This window comes from Corynebacterium gottingense, assembly GCF_002285125.1.
GTDB classification, from domain to species: domain Bacteria; phylum Actinomycetota; class Actinomycetes; order Mycobacteriales; family Mycobacteriaceae; genus Corynebacterium; species Corynebacterium gottingense.
On the sequence record NZ_NSGN01000014.1, the window covers coordinates 1 to 16,980 of the forward strand.

Here is a 16,980-nt window from a genome sequence, read left to right on the forward strand (position 1 = left end):
TTGGGTGTGTCGGTGGTTGATGGCGGCGGGGAAACGCCCGGTCCCATTCCGAACCCGGAAGCTAAGCCCGCCCGCGCTGATGGTACTGCACTCGGGAGGGTGTGGGAGAGTAGGTTACCGCCGACCCTAAACATGAGAGATAATTGAATAATTGTTTGTGCGCCCCGGCCCCGGGGGTGGTGGGATCATGTCTTGATCCGCACCGCCCTTTGTGGCCGGGGCGCTTCTTCGTGTGTGCGTAGCAGGGTGGGGGGGGGAGCCTGGCCCGCAGAGACGCGTAACCTGCCACCGGGGAGTAGCCGTTGTCAGCTGCCGTCTGTGACGGGCATCAATGGCGACGTCTCGGCCGACCCACGAGGCGTGCGCACATGGCGCTAGCTCCATCTACACCGACCGGACACATGCGACCTGGGCTTTTCCCGGTGAGCCGAGCGCGCATGGCGCTAGCTCCATTTGCGGCTGCCAGACGGATGCGACCACGGCTTTTACCGGCGCCACCGTCCACATGGAGCTAGCTCCATATAACGCAGCCCGCGCCGAAGTCTCACAACCATCGCAGAGCAAGCTGTGGCCGTGCCGGGGGGCTTTACTCTGCCACCGCAGAGTAAATGGGGAGCGTGGACCGCCGTGGTGCCTACGCTGTCGTCGCAGAGTGCAACCCGGTTGAATACCCGGGCAAAGGCTACACGGTTATCCTCTCTGCATGATCGCCTGGCGTTGCTGTTGCTACCGGGGTTCACGCGTGCTGGCGCACCGCCCAGCCCCGCGTGCAGTCAGTAGGGCGGCTATTTGACGAGATCACCTTGACGAAGATGCGAGACGAGGTCCGTGAATTCGTCACCCCCTTCTCGTCAAACACACACAGCTGCCATCAAACACATGGTCTTCTCGTCAAACACCCGACACCACACCCCACCGAAACACCGAGCCAGACGAAGGCCACCCCGAGCCGGCGAACACCCCGCCACCGCAGAGTAGAAGTCGGGGCAGCGTCGGGCAGACGACTTTACTTCCTGGTTATTCTTGATGACTGTTTTTGACGCGATTAACCAGTACAGCTGCAACTATGGTGAGCAGCATGAGGATGATGAATCCGAGGATCGACTTGTTTGTAATGGCGACATAACTCGAAATTGCCAGCCCGAATAGTGCAACGACAACCGCATTGGGAGATATTTTGTGCCCGTTCATGAGTCCTCCTGTATTTGATCGTTAAGTACACACGCTGCCGCGAGCCTATCTGCACCACGTGTAATGGAACTTTATGCGATTACTGCGTTTCTTGTGGTGGCTCGGGGCTACTGTTGCCCCGGTGATAGTGGCTCCTATGACGGTGCAGAAAGCCCACCCGACATCAGGATTGGCTGTCCCTCGGGCAACCCCTGATCCGCTGATAACTTTGTCCTACTCAAGAGGACTGAACTCCAAACGCCCACCTTCACTCAAGGAAGGCAGGCGTTGTGCGTTCGGGGCGGCGAAGCGCTCCCTAGAGTTCCACGAGGGTGTTCTTCGCGGCAGTGACCAGCTCGGAGTCCTTGCGCGCCTTCTCCAGGCGCTGCCACTGGTCCTGCGGGATCTCGGCGCGTGCGCGCGAGATTTCCTTGGTGTCTGGGGTGGCCCAGGCGATGGGCATCGGGGTGATGACCTGCCAGGTGTTCTTGTCGCGGGTGGAGCGCTGGCCGCCAACGGCGACGACGGGGACCTTCGTGCCCACCGCGTCGTGGGTGTTGGGGATGCGCTTGACCACGCGGGACGTGAGTGCCCAGCGGGCGGGGCCGCGGTCGGAGGCGTTCATGTTCACCAGCGCGGTCAAGGTGAGGGTCGTCCCGACATTTTCGGTGATGATGGCGGGGGCGAGCGGGTGGGCGTCGTAAAGCGTCTGCGTCTTGCCCACTGACTTCGGCAACATGAGTGCGACGATGAGCATCATGACGCCAAACAGGATCAGGCCGACGGAGCCGAGGAGGCGCCACGGCGACGTCGGGTCGATGAAGATCCACGCGGCAATGCCGCCGGCGATACTGAGGACGAAAAGCGCGATGCCGGAGAGCACCATGCTCTTGGTGTCGCGGAGCAGTTCGTTGTGCTGCTTGGCATATTCCTCGTCAACGTCGAAGTGAAACGTGCTCATGGGCGACCAGTCTATAGGTCGGCGGAGTCGACCAATCTGTAGGCATAGCCCTGCTCGGCGAGGAAGCGCTGGCGGTGCACTGCGTACTCGGCGTCGAGCGTGTCGCGCGCGACCACGGTGTAAAAGACGGCCTCGGCGCCGTCGTGCTTGGGGCGGAGCAGCCTGCCGAGCCGCTGTGCCTCCTCCTGGCGCGAGCCGAACGTGCCGGAGACCTGGATTGCAACGGCCGCCTCGGGCAGGTCGATGGAGAAGTTCGCCACCTTGGACACCACGAGCGTGGATACTTCGCCGTCGCGGAAGGCCTGGAACGCCTGCTCACGCTTCTTCGTGCTCGTTTTGCCGTCCACGAGTGGCGCGTCGATGCGCGCGGCGAACTCCTCAAGCTGGTCCACGTACGCCCCGATGATGAGCGTTTGCTGGCCCTCGTGCTGGGCAAGCAGCTTATCGACGGCCCCCAGCTTCCCCTTCGAACACGCCGCGAGCCGGTACCGCTCCCGGGTCTCCGCCGTGGCGTAGGTCAGGCGCTCCTCCCGCGTGAGGGCGGTGCGGACCTCGACGCACTCAGCGGTGGCGATGTAGCCGGCCATCTCGAGTTCCTTCCACGGCGCGTCGTAGCGCTTCGGGCCGATGAGGGAGAAGACGTCGTCTTCGCGGCCGTCCTCGCGTACGAGCGTGGCGGTCAGCCCGAGGCGGCGGCGCGACTGCAGGTCGGCGGCCATGCGGAAGACGGGGGCGGGGAGGAGGTGGACTTCGTCGTAAATGATGAGGCCCCAGTCGCGGGAGTCGAAGAGCTCGAGGGCGCGGTATTCGCCCTTGGTCTTGCGGGTCACGACCTGATACGTGGCGATGGTGATGGGGCGGATCTCCTTCTTCTCGCCGGAGTACTCGCCGATCTCGTTTGGGGTCAGCGAGGTGCGTCGCAGGAGTTCGTCGCGCCATTGGCGGCCGGCCACGGTGTTGGTCACCAGGATCAGCGTGGTGGTCTGCGCCTGCGCCATGGAAGCCGCGCCCACGATCGTCTTGCCAGCGCCGCAGGGCAGGACGACCACGCCTGAGCCGCCCTCCCAGAAGGATTCGGTGGCGTACTGCTGGTAGTCGCGAAGTGCCCAACCGTCCTGGTCGAGCTGGATCGGATGCGATTCGCCGTCGACGTAGCCGGCGAGGTCCTCGACGGGCCACCCGAGCTTGGTCAGTTCCTGCTTGATCTGGCCGCGGGCGGACGGGTGGACGGGGACGGACGTGGCGTCGATAAGCGAGCCGATGAGCGGGCGAACCTTTTTACTGCGGGTGACCTCGGTGAGCAGCGCGGGCTCATCTGCCTCGAGGACGAGGCCGTGGGCCGGGTGTTGGAAGAGCTTGAGGCGGCCGTAGCGCGCCATCGTCTCCGCGACGCTGATGAGCAACGGCTGCGGGACGGGGAAGCGCGAGTACCGCTCGAGCGTGTCCACGGCCTGCTCGGCGTCGAAGCCGGCGGCGCGCGCGTTCCACAGCGCGAGCGGGGTGATCCGGTAGGTGTGAATGTGCTCGGGCGCGCGCTCGAGCTCCGCGAACGGGGCGAGCGTGGCGCGGGCCTTCGGCGCGTCCGGGTGTGAAACCTCGAGCAGGACCGTGTTGTCCGATTGGACGATAAGCGGGCCGTCTCCGAGCGGCATGGGGATCCTTTCTGGGCCGGGATTTGAGCTGCTGAGTAGTGTAACCGGCTGGCTACGGGGAGCATTCCGTCGTCCGCGTCGGAGTCCCGGAGGCGCGGGGGTGGCGGGGGTTTGTCGTTCCGTTCATCGAAAAACCGCCACCGCCCGCCTTGGACGCACTAGGCTCGAGCGGTATGACGGTCATCACTTCCGGCAAAGAACCTGTTTCGAATCACCAAACGAGCGCGGTATCTTCAGCCGCGCTCACCGCCGCCCTCGAGTCGGAAATCGGTACCGCGGAGACGGTGAGCACGCGGCTCATCGACCGCGTCAAGTACGCCAACGACGCGTCGCACTACCTCTACACCCCGCAGGCGGTGATCCAGGCGCGCAGCGCGGCGGACGTCGCCGCCGTCTTTCGCGCCAGCCGTCGCACCGGGGTGCCCGTCATCCTGCGCTCGGGAGGCTCGTCGCTCTCTGGCCAGGGCGGGGGCGAGGGCATGCTTGTCGACGTCCGCAAGCACTTCCGCGACATCGAAGTCTTAGACAACGGCGCCCGGGTCCGCGTGCAGCCCGGTGCGACGGTGCGTTCGGTAAATAATCGCCTGGCCTTCTACGGCACCAAAATCGGCCCCGACCCTGCCAGCGAGTTCGCCGCGACGATGGGCGGCGTGATTGCGAACAATTCTTCCGGTATGGCCTGCGGCACCACGTTCAATACGTACCGCACGCTGGAGTCGATGACGTTCGTCCTGCCGTCGGGCACCATGATCAACACCGCCGATGCGGACGCGTCCCGGCAGTTCCGCGAGCAGGAACCGGACATCTTTGACACCATCGTGCGCCTGCAGCGGCGCGTGCGCGAGAACCCGGAATCCGTGGCGAAGATTCAGCGTCACTTCGCGCTGAAGAACACGATGGGCTACGGCGTCAACGCCTTCCTCGATTTTGACGACCCGCTCGACGTCTTCGAACGCCTCATCATCGGCTCCGAGGGCACGCTCGCGTTCGTGGCGGAGGCGATCTTCCGCACCATCCCGGACCCGAAGCTAAAAACCACCACCATCGCCGTCTTCGATTCCATCGAGGCCGCCACCCGCACACTGCCGGACCTGTTCGACTCCGAGGCGGCAACGCTGGAGCTCATGGATTCCTGCTCCATCGAGGCGGGGCGCACCTTTGCCAAGGTTCCGCCGCAGATCCAGGGCTTCGAGGTCCACGACCACGCCGCACTGCTCATTGAGTACCACGCGCAGGAGGACGAGGAGCTGCGCGCTCGCCAGGCGCGCGGCGCGGAGATCCTGGCCAGCCAGCGGCTGCAGACTCCCGCGGAGTTTTCCACCGACCCGGCGTTCTACTCCACGGCGTGGGCGTTCAGGAAGGGGCTGCTCTCGCAGGTCTCCGGCGCGCGCCCCTCAGGCACGACCGCCCTGTTTGAGGACGTGGTCGTGCCCGTCGCGGATCTTGCGGATACCTGCCTTGAGCTGCAGCAGATGTTCGACACCTACGCGTACGACAACGCCGTCATCTTCGGCCACGCCAAGGACGGCAACATCCACTTCCTCATTACGGACCGCTTCGAGGGAGAGGAGAACCTGGCCCGCTACAACGGCTTCAACGATGACCTGGCCAGCCTGATCATCGGCCGCCACGGCAACCTCAAAGCGGAGCACGGCACCGGCCGCGTGATGGCGCCGTTTGTGCGCCAGCAGTTCGGTGACGAGCTCTACGAGGTGATGGTGGCGCTCAAGCGCGCCGTCGACCCGCGCGGCACGATGAACCCGGGCGTGATCATCTCCGAGGACCCGGAAGAGCACCTGCACAATATGAAGCTCAACCCCACCGTGGAGGAGGCCGTCGACCGGTGCGTCGAGTGCGGGTTCTGCGAGCCAGTGTGCCCGTCGCGCGACCTCACCATGACGCCGCGCCAGCGCATCGTGGTGCGGCGCGCCAGGGCCAAGGCGCTTGCCGACGGCAACGTGGACGCCGCCCGCGAACTGGACGAAGCGTACGTGTACGAGGGGGAGCAGACATGTGCTGCGGACTCCATGTGCGTGAGCGCGTGCCCGGTGGGCATTGACACCGGAAAGTTTGCGAAGTCGCTGCGCGAGCAGCGCAACGGCAGGGCGGCGCAGGCCGGCTGGAAGGCGGCCGCGAAACAGTGGGACGCCGTCACCGCGAACGCATCGAGGGCGCTGACCGGCGCGTACTACCTCCCGGCCGGGCTGGTGCAGAAGGTCACCGATGTGGCCCGCGGGCTGGCGAGCGCCGAGCTTGTGCCCGAGTACCAGAAGCACCTGGGCAAGGGCGGGCGGCGCCGCTCGGCGCTGGGGTCCGTGGTGGGCGACGTGTACGCGCGCCCGTCGGCGGTCTTCATGCCTGCGTGTGTGAACGCCATGTTTGGGCCGGAGCGGCAGGCAAGTGACGGCATCGGTGCCACGGAAGCGTTCGTGCGGCTTGCCGAGCGCGCGGGACTGGCGCTGCTCGTTCCCGATGATGTGGATGCGTTGTGTTGTGGGACCCCGTGGGCGTCGAAAGGCATGGCCGCAGGCCACGCGGTGATGGGGGAGCGCGTGCGCGCATCCCTGCTGCGCGCCACCGACGGCGGGCGGCTGCCCGTGGTGGTGGACGCCTCGTCGTGTGCGCACGGCGTGGCCGACCTGGCCGAAACGGCGGGGATCGAGGTCCTAGACGCTGTCACCTACATCGCGCGCGAGGCGTTAGGCGAGCTCGAGGTGAGCGAGAAGCTGCCGTCGGTGACGCTGCACCCAACGTGTTCGTCGGCGCACATGGGCACCGTGGGGGATCTGCGCGCCGTGGCCGAGGCGGCGGCTGACCAGGTGCAGATCCCCGTGAACTGGGCGTGCTGCGGGTACGCCGGTGACCGCGGAATGCTGCACCCGGAGCTGACCGAGTCGGCGACTCGCGCCGAAGCGAAGACGGTGGCGGAGCTGGGCTCGCGGTACCACGCGTCGTCGAACCGCACGTGCGAGCTGGGTATGACGCAGGCCACGGGCGAGCCCTACGCGCACGTGCTGGAACTGCTGGAGCGCGCGACGCGCTAGCGTGCGTGCAGCTTAGCGGCGGCGCGGGCGGAACGGGTTGACTGCGTTTGCCACCGCCGGCCACGTCTCCGCGTTGATGGCCAGCTGCTGGGCATCAGCATCCCAGAACCACTTGGTGATGACCCCCGGTTTATCAAACGCATACGTGATAAAGAAGATGGCCTGCTCAAAGGGGCCGCGATCTTGTGTTGCGAGCACGTCGAGCGCCGGGGCCTCGAGAGCGTCGCGAGCGCTTGTTCCTCATTGGCAGGGTTGTGGTGTGCGTCAGACATTGGGCGCAGCTCTGTTCCTCAGTGGGGTAGTGATGCACAATACAGTTGCCGCACTAAAGTGACGTTCGGTATGTACTAGCTCCAACTATTTGCCCACCACACGGCGTAACATTCCGCGTATGACTGCCACGATTCCCGCAACCGACACGCACCTCACCGACACCCTGCACCGTGAACTCGGCACCGAAGACACCGTCCACACCGGCTTGGTGGACCGCATCAAGTACGCACACGACGCCTCGCACTTCCTGTACACCCCGGACGCCGTCGTGGAGGCGCGCGATGCCTTCGACGTCGCCGCCGTCTTCCGCGCCGGGCGCGCCTCGGGCACTCCGGTGGTGCTGCGCTCTGGCGGTACTTCGCTGTCGGGCCAGGGCGGGGGCAAGGGCCTGCTTGTCGACGTCCGCAAGCACTTCCGTGACGTCGAGGTCCTTGACCGCGGCAACCGGGTCCGCGTGCAGCCCGGCGCGACGGTGCGCTCCGTGAACGCTCGGCTGAACCTGTACGGCCGGAAGTTGGGGCCGGACCCGGCGTCGGAAAGCGCGGCCACCCTGGGCGGCGTGATCGCGAACAATTCCGCGGGCATGGCCTGCGGCACCGAGTTCAACACCTACCGCACGCTGGAGTCCATGACGTTCGTGCTGCCCTCCGGCAACGTGATCAATACGGCGGATGCGGACGCGAACAACCAGTTCCGCGCGCAGGAGCCGGAGCTCTTCGACACGATTGTCCGCCTGCAGAAGCGTGTGCGCGAGAACCCCGAATCCGTGGCAAAGATCGAGCGCCACTTCGCGCTGAAGAACACGATGGGCTACAGCGTCAACGCGTTCCTGGACTTCGAGGAACCGGTGAAGGTGTTCGAGCACCTGCTCATCGGCTCTGAGGGCACGCTGGCGTTTATCGCGGAGGCGGTGCTGCGCACGGTGCCGGTGCCGAAGGTGAAGACGACGTCGGTGGCGGTGTTTAAGAGCATTGACGCCGCGACGCGCAGCCTGCCGGACCTGTTCGCCTCCAAGGCTGCCACGCTCGAGCTCATGGACTCGCACTCCATCGAGGTGGGCCGCAGCTTCGCGTCCGTCCCGCAGGAGATCACCGGCTTTGACGTGGACGGCCAGGCCGCGCTGCTCATCGAGTACCACGCCGACGACGAGGAGGAGCTGCGCGCCCGCGAAAAGGAGGGCGCCGAGATCCTGCGCAACCTGGACCTGCAGAACCCCGCCGTGTTTTCCACCGACGCGTCGGCGGCGGCGAAGGCGTGGGCGTTCCGAAAAGGCCTCTACGCCCAGGTGGCCGAGGCGCGCCCGTCCGGCACGACCGCGCTGCTGGAGGACGTCGTCGTCCCGGTTGGAGACCTGGCCGACACGTGCTCCGGCCTGCAGGTGATGTTTGACCAGTACGGCTATGACGACGCCGTCATTTTCGGCCACGCCAAGGACGGCAACATCCACTTCCTCATCACGGACCGTTTCGAGGGCGAGGAGAACCTCACCCGCTACAACGGCTTTAACGACGCACTCGTGGACCTGATCCTCGGCGCGGACGGCAACCTGAAGGCCGAGCACGGCACCGGGCGCGTGATGGCGCCTTTCGTGCGCCGCCAGTACGGCGACGAGGTCTACGACGTCATGGTGCAGCTCAAGCGCGCGGTCGACCCGCAGGGCACGATGAACCCGGGCGTCATCATCACCGATGACCCGGAGGAGCACCTCCACAACATGAAGCTGTCCGCCACGGTCGAAGACGCCATCGACAGCTGCGTCGAGTGTGGCTACTGCGAGCCGGTGTGCCCGTCGCGCGACCTGACCATGACTCCGCGCCAGCGCATCGTCGTGCGCCGGGCCCGCGCGCAGGCGCTCCTCGACGGCGACATGGACACCGTCCGCGAGCTGGACAAGGCCTACCAGTACCAGGGCATTGACACGTGCGCGGTGGATTCGATGTGCGTCACCGCCTGCCCGGTGGGCATTGATACCGGCAAGTTCATCAAGTCCCTGCGCCGCGAGCAGGCCACGACGCTGGAGAACGAGGGCTGGGCCGCGGCCGCGAAGGCGTGGGCGCCGGCGAACAAGGTGGCCTCCGTCGCGCTGACCGGCGCGCACTACATGCCGACCGGCCTGGTGCAGAAGGTGACGGACGTCGCCCGCGCGCTGGTCGGCGAGGACACCGTGCCCGAGTACCGTCCCGAGCTGTCCAAGGGCGGCCGGACCCGCTCGAAGGCGTTCGGCGAGCGCATTGGCAGCAAGTTTGCGGAGCCGGTTGGCGTCTTCGTCCCGGCCTGCGTGAACTCCATGTTCAGCCCGCAGGGCGACGGCGTGGGCGCCTCGGAGGCGTTCGCCCGCCTGGTGGAGCGCGCCGGGCTGGCGCTCATCGTCCCGGAGGAGATCGACGCGCTGTGCTGCGGCACCCCGTGGTCCTCCAAGGGCATGGCCAAGGGACACGACGTGATGGAGCAACGCGCCCAGGAAGCGCTCATGGCAGCGACCGACGGCGGCCGGCTCCCCGTGGTCGTGGACGCGTCGTCGTGTACGCAGGGCTTCCAGGGCATGGCGGAGAAGGTCGGCATCACTGTCATCGACGCGATCGAGTTCGTGGGGCAGCATGTCGTCGACAAGCTCGATGTGCCCAGCAAGCTGGATTCGGTGACGCTGCACCCCACCTGTTCCTCGACGCACCTGGGCATCAACGAGCAGCTGGTGGCAGTTGCGGAGCACGCGGCGGAGCACGTGCATGTGCCCGCGGACTGGAACTGCTGCGGCTACGCGGGCGACCGCGGCATGCTGCACCCGGAGCTGACCGAGTCGGCCACCAAGCGCGAGGCCCGCGAGGTGGAGCAGCTCGGCGCGCGGCACCACGCGTCGTCGAACCGCACCTGCGAGCTTGGCCTGACCAGCGCGACGGGCGAGGATTACCACCACGTCCTCGAGCTGCTGGAGCGCGTGAGCCGTTAGCTTATCGACGCCACTGTGACCGGGGCCACATCATACCGGTGGCCGTGGTCTGGGAGCTGCCTTAATTTAGAGTGCGTCAACCTCAATGGCTGACTGTCAGTCATCTGAAACCCCGCATTGAAGGAGCTTCACCGTGATGCGTTCCCGTTCGCTCGCACTCGCCACCGCCGCAGCTGTTACTGTCTCTGGCATCCTCGTCCCCGCCGCTTCCGCTGAGCAGCGCGAGGTGACCAACGAGTACATCGCCGACAATTTCCACAGCCCGTTCACGCTGCCGGAGAAGACTCCGGAGGGCGTGATCCTGCAGGTGGGCGGCAACGAGAACGAGGCCATGCTCAACTGGGTGACCCAGAAGGGCATCACCGGCCAGTCTGTGCAGTTCGCGCCGGAGGGCGCCGACGTGGCTAAGGGCGAGGTCGTGGACGCTACCTCCAAGGACTCCGTCGTCTCCCTCACCGAAGGCAAGCTGAAGAACCCCGAGGTTGAGCCGGTCTTCAACACCATCGCCGAGCACAAGGCGACCATCTCCGGCCTGAAGCCGGGCACCTCCTACTCCTACCGCGTGGGCAGCGAGCAGGACGGTTGGTCCGACACCTACACCTTCAAGACGGACAAGGCCGACGGCGAGAAGTGGAACTTCCTCCTCTTCGGCGACGTGCAGCTGTACTCCACCAAGGACCTCAAGGCGCAGACCAAGGGCTGGGACGACAACGTCACCAAGGCTACGAAGCAGTTCCCGGACACCTCCTTCATCCTCTCCGCGGGCGACCAGGCGAACCACTCCGCGCTGCACGAGCACGAGGCCTTCATCTCCCCGGACGAGCTGCGCTCCTACCGCACCGCGGTGAACATGGGCAACCACGACAACTACTACGCGCCGAGCTACGAGGCGATGTACAACCTGCCCAACCAGGAGGACGAGAACTACTGGTTCACCCACAACAACGCGCTGATCATCTCCCTGGACTCCAACGACTGGGAGGACCTGGACGACGACGTTGACTTCCTGCGCCGCACCGTCAAGGAGCAGGGCGCGGGCAAGGACTGGGTCATCGTGACCTACCACCACTCCACCTTCTCCCAGGCGTACCACCAGGAGGACCGCGGCATCATGTACTGGCGCGAGCGCATGACGCCGGTGCTCTCCGAGCTGGACGTTGACCTGGTGCTCGGCGGCCACGACCACATCTACGCCCGCTCCCACCTCATGAACGGCTACACCCCGGTTGACTCTGGCCGCGAGGCGAAGATCGGCGAGACCCTGGCGAAGAAGCCGGGCGAGGTCCAGTACATCACCACCAACTCCGGCTCCGGCTCGAAGTACTACCAGTTCTTCGACTTCAAGACGGGCGAGCGCGACGAGGACACCAAGGAAAACTTCGACCAGACGGTCAAGGAAAAGACCATCCGCGATTACACCGCGCTGTGGAACCAGCAGGAGGTGCCCAACTACACCAACGTTGAGGTCACCCCGGAGGGTCTGAAGGTTTCCACGTTTGCGTACAACACCGGCGACCGCGTCGACGAGTTCACCCTGACCCGCGCTGCCGACGATGCAGGCCAGGCTGATCAGGGCAAGGGCGATCAGGACCCGCAGGAGGGCGGCTCCTCCGACAACACCCTGGCCATCGCGCTGGGCGTGCTGGCCGGCCTGCTCGCAATCCTGGGTGGCGGTGCCTGGGCCGCGCAGCAGGGCCTGATCCCGGGCGTGAACCTGGACACGCTGCTCCCGTAAGGAGTTAGGCCAGCTCTACTCCGGCCACGCGCGCGATGGGGAGGCGGACGACCTTGTCGGTCGCCTCGTCGAGCAGGTCGGCCCGCCCCTCCCGCACCGAGAGCGGCAGCGCCGCGAGTTGGCGCTGCTCGCCGGCACCGGAGAAGTAGGTCACGCGCACGTGGCGCCGGCCGCGCGCCGCCGCGCGCAGCACCTCTGCGGGAGCCTCCTTGTCGCTTGTCGACGCCACCTTCGCCCCCGCAGTCAGCGCCCCGACGAGCTGCTCCACGCGGCCCTCGTCGATCTGGTAGTCGCGCGCCAACGTTGCAGGTGTCGCGCGCACCAGCGCCGGTTCCGGGGCGAGGTCGATGGTGGCGCCGTCGGCGTCTTCGGCGGCCGGTTGCAGGCCGGCGTCGCGAAGCCGGGCGATCAGCTGCGGCAGCGGGAGCTGGGAGACGGCGACGGTGGGGGCGAGGATACGCAGCGGCGCGTGCTGCGCGGCGGCCGCGAGCGCAGCCGGGTCCTCGCTGCGCAGGTAGCTCAGCGCGGAGCCTGCGCGGACGGCACCGTGGGTGCGCGCGACGTCGTCAAGCAAAAAGCCCAACCCCTGCGGAACCTCTCCGAGGGCGTGGGCCTCGAGCCATGCCTTGAGCTCCTCGGCGGTACGTCCGGCGTCGAGGGCGCGGCGCACGGAGGCGTCGCTGACGCGCCAAACGCTGGCCAGGCCGGGTGACTCGAGCTGGGCGAAGGATTCGAGCATGGACGCCATCGCCGGCGGGAGGGGGCCAGGCGCGAGGATGGTGAGGTCCGCCTGGGCGATGACGGCGTCGATTTCCGCGGGGACCAGCTCGCGGGTGGCCGCGGCGACGTCGCCGCGCGCGAGCAGAACCCGCAGCGGCGTGGACGGGGTGGGGGCGAGGGCGCCGAACGTGCGCGCCTCTTCGGCGAGCTGAGCGACGAATTCCGGGCGCAGCCCCGCGGTCTCGAGCGGGGCGTGGAAGAGGAGCTGCTCCATGTCGCCGCCGTGGCGAGCGATGACCTCGCGGGTGCGCCGCAGGTCCGGCTGGCGTGACTCGGTGCTGAGCAGGCGGCCCTGGTCAAGGCGCCACGGGGAGGCGAGCCAGCCGGCGAGGAGGATCGCCCACTGGTCCGAGATCGGCGCGTCGAGCCAGCTCAACGCGTCCTTGGTGGCCGCGAGCGCGTTCGTGTCGTCCGCGCCGGTGCGGGAGTCTTCGACCGGGCCGCGCCCGATGAGGCCGGCGGCCTCGCCGACGGTGATGGTGAGGCTGGGGTCGAAACCGAGCTCCTTGGTCAGCGCGGCGAGGGTGCGCACGCCCACGGAGCCGTCCTTGTTCAGTGGCGCGGGTGTGCGCAGCAGGCGGGTGAGCAGCTGACGCGCCTGCCGCACGGCTTCCAGGCCCGCGGCGGTGGCGTCGCGGTCCACGGTCGTCTGGTCTGCCTCCGGCTCCGGCGGGGCGGTAAGCGGGTGGACGCGCGGGGTGCGCCCGCGGAAGGCGAGGAGGACAGGCTCGGGGAGACGGACGGAGTGCGCGTCCATGCGGACCAGGAGTCCGTCCGCGACGAGGCGGGCGGCGGGAGTGGTGGGGTCGGCGTCCGGCGCGGCGGCCTTGGACAAGCCGATGCCGCCGCCTGCGGCCAGCGACTCGATCACTTTGCGCTGGCGCGCATCGAGGGCCGCGAGTTTTGCGTCCAGGTCGGCCGGAGGGCGGTCGGCGACGCGCCAGGCCTGGGGCAGGGGAGCGACGGCGCCGGGGGCTACGCGCACCAGCTCGCCGGAGCCAGCAGCGCCGCCGTCGTAGACGAGCGCTGCGTCGCGCAGCCGGGTCGTGTCGCCGAAGGGGACGGGGTCGATGGGGGAGAGCTCGGCACCGGCGTCGACAAGCGATTGCAACGTGGCGAGGTCTGCGGCGTTGAGCGCGCGCAGCGCACGGGCAGTGGAGGCGGGCTGCGTGAGGCGCGTGGCCAGCGACGCCAGCGAGGGCGGAGGCGGGAAGAACACGTCCGGGCGCAGGGCGATGAGGCGGCGTAGGGCGTCGGGGGTGAGCTGGTTGAGCGCGTCGGCGAAGTCAGTCATGTCAGGGTACAAGCTTAGTGGGTGACTTTGCGTGCGTTTTGACCACGGACGTGACAGAATAAGGGGCATGGCTAAAGATGTAGAGAAGATCGGTCGCGCAAACCCGGCGTGGCCTGAGCACACCCCAGGTAATGGTCACCCCGTGACGGAGATTTCCTCGAAGATCGCCGGCGCTTCCAGCCCCTTCGGCAACGAGCTCGTGCTGCCGATGCCGGCTGAGGAAACCGGTTACGTGCACCCGACCACGCGCATCAACCGCTAGCGCGCCCGCGGCACGAAAAAGCGCCTCCCCGGTTCCCCAACAGGGATCCGCGGAGGCGCTTTGCTGTGCGCTGCACAGCCGCTGTTTAGCGCAGTGCCTGTGCCTGCACCTGGGCGATGATGCCATTGATGTTGCCGTTGAGAACGGCGTCGATCAGCGGCTGGTTCGCCTTGTAGAACGCGTTGTAGTCGTGGCGGTTTGCAGCGTAGGTGCTGTGGACCTGCGTCGGGACGCCGAGGCCGGCGTTGTTCAGCGTGGTGACAACCTGGGAGTACAGCTCGTCGACGGCCAGGGTGGTGTCCTCCTGGACCGGAGCCTGCTCAGCCGGGGCGGCCGGTGCGGGCGCCGGAGCCGGCTCGGGGGCCGGAGCTGGCTGGGCTGCCTGGGCTGCCTGCGCGTCGCGGTTGGTCGGCGCGGAGTTCAGGCCGAGGCTGGCGGAGCAAGCGGGCCATGCGCCCCAGCCCTGCTGCGCCAGGGTGCGCTCGGCGACGATGATCTGCTGCTCGCGGGTGGCCTGGTCCGCGGTCGGGGCGAACTCGCCGCCGCCGTACGCCTGCCAGGTGCCGTAGTTGAACTGCAGGCCACCGTAGTAGCCGTTGCCGGTGTTGATGTGCCAGTTGCCGCCGGCCTCGCAGCCTGCGAGACGGTCCCAGTCGGAGTCGGGAGCGGCGGATGCCTGCGGAGCAAGCGCGCCGACACCTGCGAGGGCTGCTGCCGCTGCGGTGCCTGCGAGGGCCTTCTTGGCCGGGGAAGTGGTCTGCTTGGAGTGGCGACCCATAGGTGAAAAATCCTCTCTCGGTTCTGCCTGTCTAGCGTTGCGGGTCAGCCTAGCGGTTTATAACGATTGAGTCACGCAATGGGCACGAAACGGGTGTCGGTGAGGCGTAGCGTCGACGAAAGCGGACCCGAAAGCGCTGGTCACGGCGCTGCAGAAATATTCAGTGAGTTACGCCACAGTGGTGCGGTTTGGAAGCGGGAGGAGGTGGATGGGTACGATCACCTCTTTCGTTAAGGTGAAGGGAACGCCCTTACGGGCACGATACGAGTAAAGGAAGATGCATTATGCCTATCGGAAAGGTGAAGTGGTTCGACGCCGACAAGGGCTTCGGCTTCGCATCCAACCCGGGTGAAGAGGACGTCTTTATTGGCAAGTCCGTGCTTCCCGACGGCGTCGAGGAGCTCGTCCCCGGCCAGCGCATCGAGTTCGATTTCGCGGCCGGGCGCAAGGGCCCGCAGGCGCTGCGAGTGAAGGTGTTGGAGACGCCGAAGCGTCGCCCCGTGCACAAGCACACCCCGGAGCAGCTGGGGAGCATGCTCGCTGACGTGATGACCATGATTGAGACCGAGGTCCAGCCGGCGCTGACCAACGGCCGCTACCCGGACCGCAAGGAATCCCGCCAGGTGGCGGAGATCCTGCGCGCCGTGGCCCGCGAGCTCGACGCGTAGCGGGGCATTGCTTATCGACGCCTACGCGTCACCCACACCAACCGACCACGTGGCGAGGACAGGGATTTCTTCCCCGTCCTCGCCACGATCTATTTCCAGCGCCGAGACCTCCGCAACCACGAGGCGCGCGCCCGACTCCGTCACCGCCTGCACGGTCTGCTCGTTGGACTCGTTCGACTGAAACACTTGCTCGTTGTTCGCCGCGGGGTCGTCGTAGATGGTGAGCAGGCGCCACCCGGAGCTGGAGATCTCTTCCGGCACGTTGAATCGCAGCTCGGTCGCGTCGCCCAGCTCAAGCGCGGGCGGCTCGCCGCCGTCGCACTGCTCATCCAGCGGGCAGACCGTGTACGGCGCCAGCTCCTGCGAATTGTCCCCCGCGGCGACCTGCACGCGGACGTCACGCACCGGTGTCGACGGCGCGGAGCGCTGCCACTCCAGGAACGCGTAGATGCCCCCGACCAGCACAATCACGAGCACGGCGATGACCGCGATCTGCTTCAGCGCGCCGCCACCCGACGCCGCTCCGGACTGTTTTGCCGTAGATGCCATGCGCGCCAGTGTAACCGGGTGCGCTAGCCGGACTGGCCGTCGGCCGGTTCGAAGGTGACCCGGTACAGGTCCGGCCAGCGCTTGCCGGCCAGCAGGAATTCGTCCGTGCCCGGCAGGTGTGCGATGCCGTTGAGTACGTTGTTCGGGTCGGGGGAGGCGTGGTTGGGGAGCGCGGAGGCGTCGATAAGCGCTGTGACCTCGCCCGAGTTGGCGTCGATGCGCACAATATCCGTGGTGGTAAACACGTTGGCGTAGATGTCGTCGCCCACGCACTCGAGCTCATTGAGCCCGGTGACGGGGGCGCCGTCGGAGGTGACGCGGAACCGCTCGCGCTCCTCAAGCGAATCCGGATCCATGCGGCGCAGCTCCGCCGAGCCGTCGGAGAAGATGAGCTCCTCGCCCCGGTTGCACAGGCCCCAGCCCTCGCCCTCGTAGGAGACGCGACCCGTCTCTTCCAGCGTGGAGGCGTCGCGGCGGATGGCGGTGTTGTCCTGCCAGGTGAGCTGCCAGAGCGCATCGCCCACGCGGGTGATGCCCTCGCCGAACAGCTCCGGGTCCAGGTCCACCGACTGCGACTCGGCGCCGTCGAGCGAGCGCCGGTAGATGCGGGACTCGCCCTCCTGCCCGGTGCCCACCAGCAGCGAGCCGTCCTGGTCCACCTCCAGGCCCTGGGTAAAGCTGGTGGGGTCGAAATCGTAGCGCTCCTGCACGACCGCGCGCAGGCGCTCGGGGGCAGCATTTGGCACGGTGTCGGGCACGGTGTCGGGCAGGGCGTCGGGCACGGTGTCGTCGTCGCACGCGGTCAGCGATGCGCAGACGGCAAGGGAGGCAGCGACTACTGCGGCTGCGCGGCGAGTGAAGATCATG

Annotated in this window: 13 protein-coding genes and 1 rRNA gene; 6 read left to right on the forward strand and 8 right to left on the reverse strand. The window is 67.1% G+C overall.

What is annotated here, in order from left to right; all coding sequences use genetic code 11:
* Positions 1 to 8: 8 nt before the first annotated feature.
* Positions 9 to 126: ribosomal RNA gene (rrf, locus tag CKJ82_RS11235) — 5S ribosomal RNA — on the forward strand.
* Positions 127 to 1,017: 891 nt separating this feature from the next.
* Here rrf and CKJ82_RS11875 read toward each other — a convergent pair.
* The 3 genes from CKJ82_RS11875 to CKJ82_RS11245 form a co-directional block, all read right to left on the reverse strand.
* Positions 1,018 to 1,191, reverse strand: coding sequence for a hypothetical protein (locus CKJ82_RS11875; RefSeq protein WP_165765435.1), 174 nt, complete (start codon positions 1,189 to 1,191; stop codon positions 1,018 to 1,020).
* Positions 1,192 to 1,486: 295 nt separating this feature from the next.
* Positions 1,487 to 2,131, reverse strand: a complete 645-nt coding sequence (locus tag CKJ82_RS11240) for a DUF3239 domain-containing protein (protein WP_095538219.1) — start codon at positions 2,129 to 2,131, stop codon at positions 1,487 to 1,489.
* Positions 2,132 to 2,142: 11 nt separating this feature from the next.
* Positions 2,143 to 3,783, reverse strand: coding sequence for a DNA repair helicase XPB (locus tag CKJ82_RS11245; RefSeq protein ID WP_095538220.1), 1,641 nt, complete (start codon positions 3,781 to 3,783; stop codon positions 2,143 to 2,145).
* A 173-nt stretch (positions 3,784 to 3,956) separates the two neighbouring features.
* Between CKJ82_RS11245 and CKJ82_RS11250 the strand changes: the two genes are divergently transcribed.
* Positions 3,957 to 6,827: an FAD-binding and (Fe-S)-binding domain-containing protein gene (locus CKJ82_RS11250; protein ID WP_095538221.1), complete on the forward strand. Its 2,871-nt coding sequence runs from the start codon at positions 3,957 to 3,959 to the stop codon at positions 6,825 to 6,827.
* A gap of 12 nt (positions 6,828 to 6,839) precedes the next feature.
* Here the strand turns inward: CKJ82_RS11250 and CKJ82_RS11255 are convergent, their stop codons facing one another.
* The gene (locus tag CKJ82_RS11255) at positions 6,840 to 7,025 is read right to left on the reverse strand and encodes a hypothetical protein (protein WP_095538222.1); all 186 of its coding nucleotides are present in this window, start codon (positions 7,023 to 7,025) and stop codon (positions 6,840 to 6,842) included.
* Positions 7,026 to 7,218: 193 nt separating this feature from the next.
* Between CKJ82_RS11255 and CKJ82_RS11260 the strand changes: the two genes are divergently transcribed.
* Both CKJ82_RS11260 and CKJ82_RS11265 read left to right on the forward strand, forming a co-directional pair.
* Positions 7,219 to 10,047 (forward strand): FAD-binding and (Fe-S)-binding domain-containing protein, encoded by a 2,829-nt coding sequence (locus tag CKJ82_RS11260; RefSeq protein WP_095538223.1) that lies wholly within the window; start codon positions 7,219 to 7,221, stop codon positions 10,045 to 10,047.
* Between the two features lie 136 nt (positions 10,048 to 10,183).
* On the forward strand, positions 10,184 to 11,782 hold the full coding sequence (locus tag CKJ82_RS11265; RefSeq protein WP_095538224.1) for a purple acid phosphatase family protein: 1,599 nt from the start codon (positions 10,184 to 10,186) through the stop codon (positions 11,780 to 11,782).
* A gap of 4 nt (positions 11,783 to 11,786) precedes the next feature.
* On the opposite strand, the gene CKJ82_RS11270 is transcribed toward CKJ82_RS11265, so the two are convergent.
* The gene (locus CKJ82_RS11270) at positions 11,787 to 13,856 is read right to left on the reverse strand and encodes a helicase-associated domain-containing protein (protein WP_095538225.1); all 2,070 of its coding nucleotides are present in this window, start codon (positions 13,854 to 13,856) and stop codon (positions 11,787 to 11,789) included.
* Between the two features lie 67 nt (positions 13,857 to 13,923).
* Here CKJ82_RS11270 and CKJ82_RS11275 point away from each other — a divergent pair, with 67 nt between their 5' ends.
* The gene (locus tag CKJ82_RS11275; protein ID WP_095277162.1) at positions 13,924 to 14,118 is read left to right on the forward strand and encodes a hypothetical protein; all 195 of its coding nucleotides are present in this window, start codon (positions 13,924 to 13,926) and stop codon (positions 14,116 to 14,118) included.
* 85 nt (positions 14,119 to 14,203) lie between these two features.
* Here the strand turns inward: CKJ82_RS11275 and CKJ82_RS11280 are convergent, their stop codons facing one another.
* A complete protein-coding gene (locus CKJ82_RS11280) occupies positions 14,204 to 14,896 on the reverse strand; it encodes a resuscitation-promoting factor Rpf1 domain-containing protein (RefSeq protein ID WP_095538226.1) in 693 nt (230 codons plus the stop codon).
* 284 nt (positions 14,897 to 15,180) lie between these two features.
* Between CKJ82_RS11280 and CKJ82_RS11285 the strand changes: the two genes are divergently transcribed.
* Complete coding sequence (locus CKJ82_RS11285; RefSeq protein WP_095535797.1) at positions 15,181 to 15,564, forward strand: cold-shock protein; 384 nt, start codon at positions 15,181 to 15,183, stop codon at positions 15,562 to 15,564.
* Between the two features lie 21 nt (positions 15,565 to 15,585).
* Here the strand turns inward: CKJ82_RS11285 and CKJ82_RS11290 are convergent, their stop codons facing one another.
* Both CKJ82_RS11290 and CKJ82_RS11295 read right to left on the reverse strand, forming a co-directional pair.
* Positions 15,586 to 16,113, reverse strand: a complete 528-nt coding sequence (locus CKJ82_RS11290; RefSeq protein WP_095277155.1) for a DUF2771 domain-containing protein — start codon at positions 16,111 to 16,113, stop codon at positions 15,586 to 15,588.
* Positions 16,114 to 16,136: 23 nt separating this feature from the next.
* Positions 16,137 to 16,979 (reverse strand): glutaminyl-peptide cyclotransferase, encoded by an 843-nt coding sequence (locus CKJ82_RS11295; RefSeq protein ID WP_095538239.1) that lies wholly within the window; start codon positions 16,977 to 16,979, stop codon positions 16,137 to 16,139.
* Position 16,980: the final 1 nt, after the last annotated feature.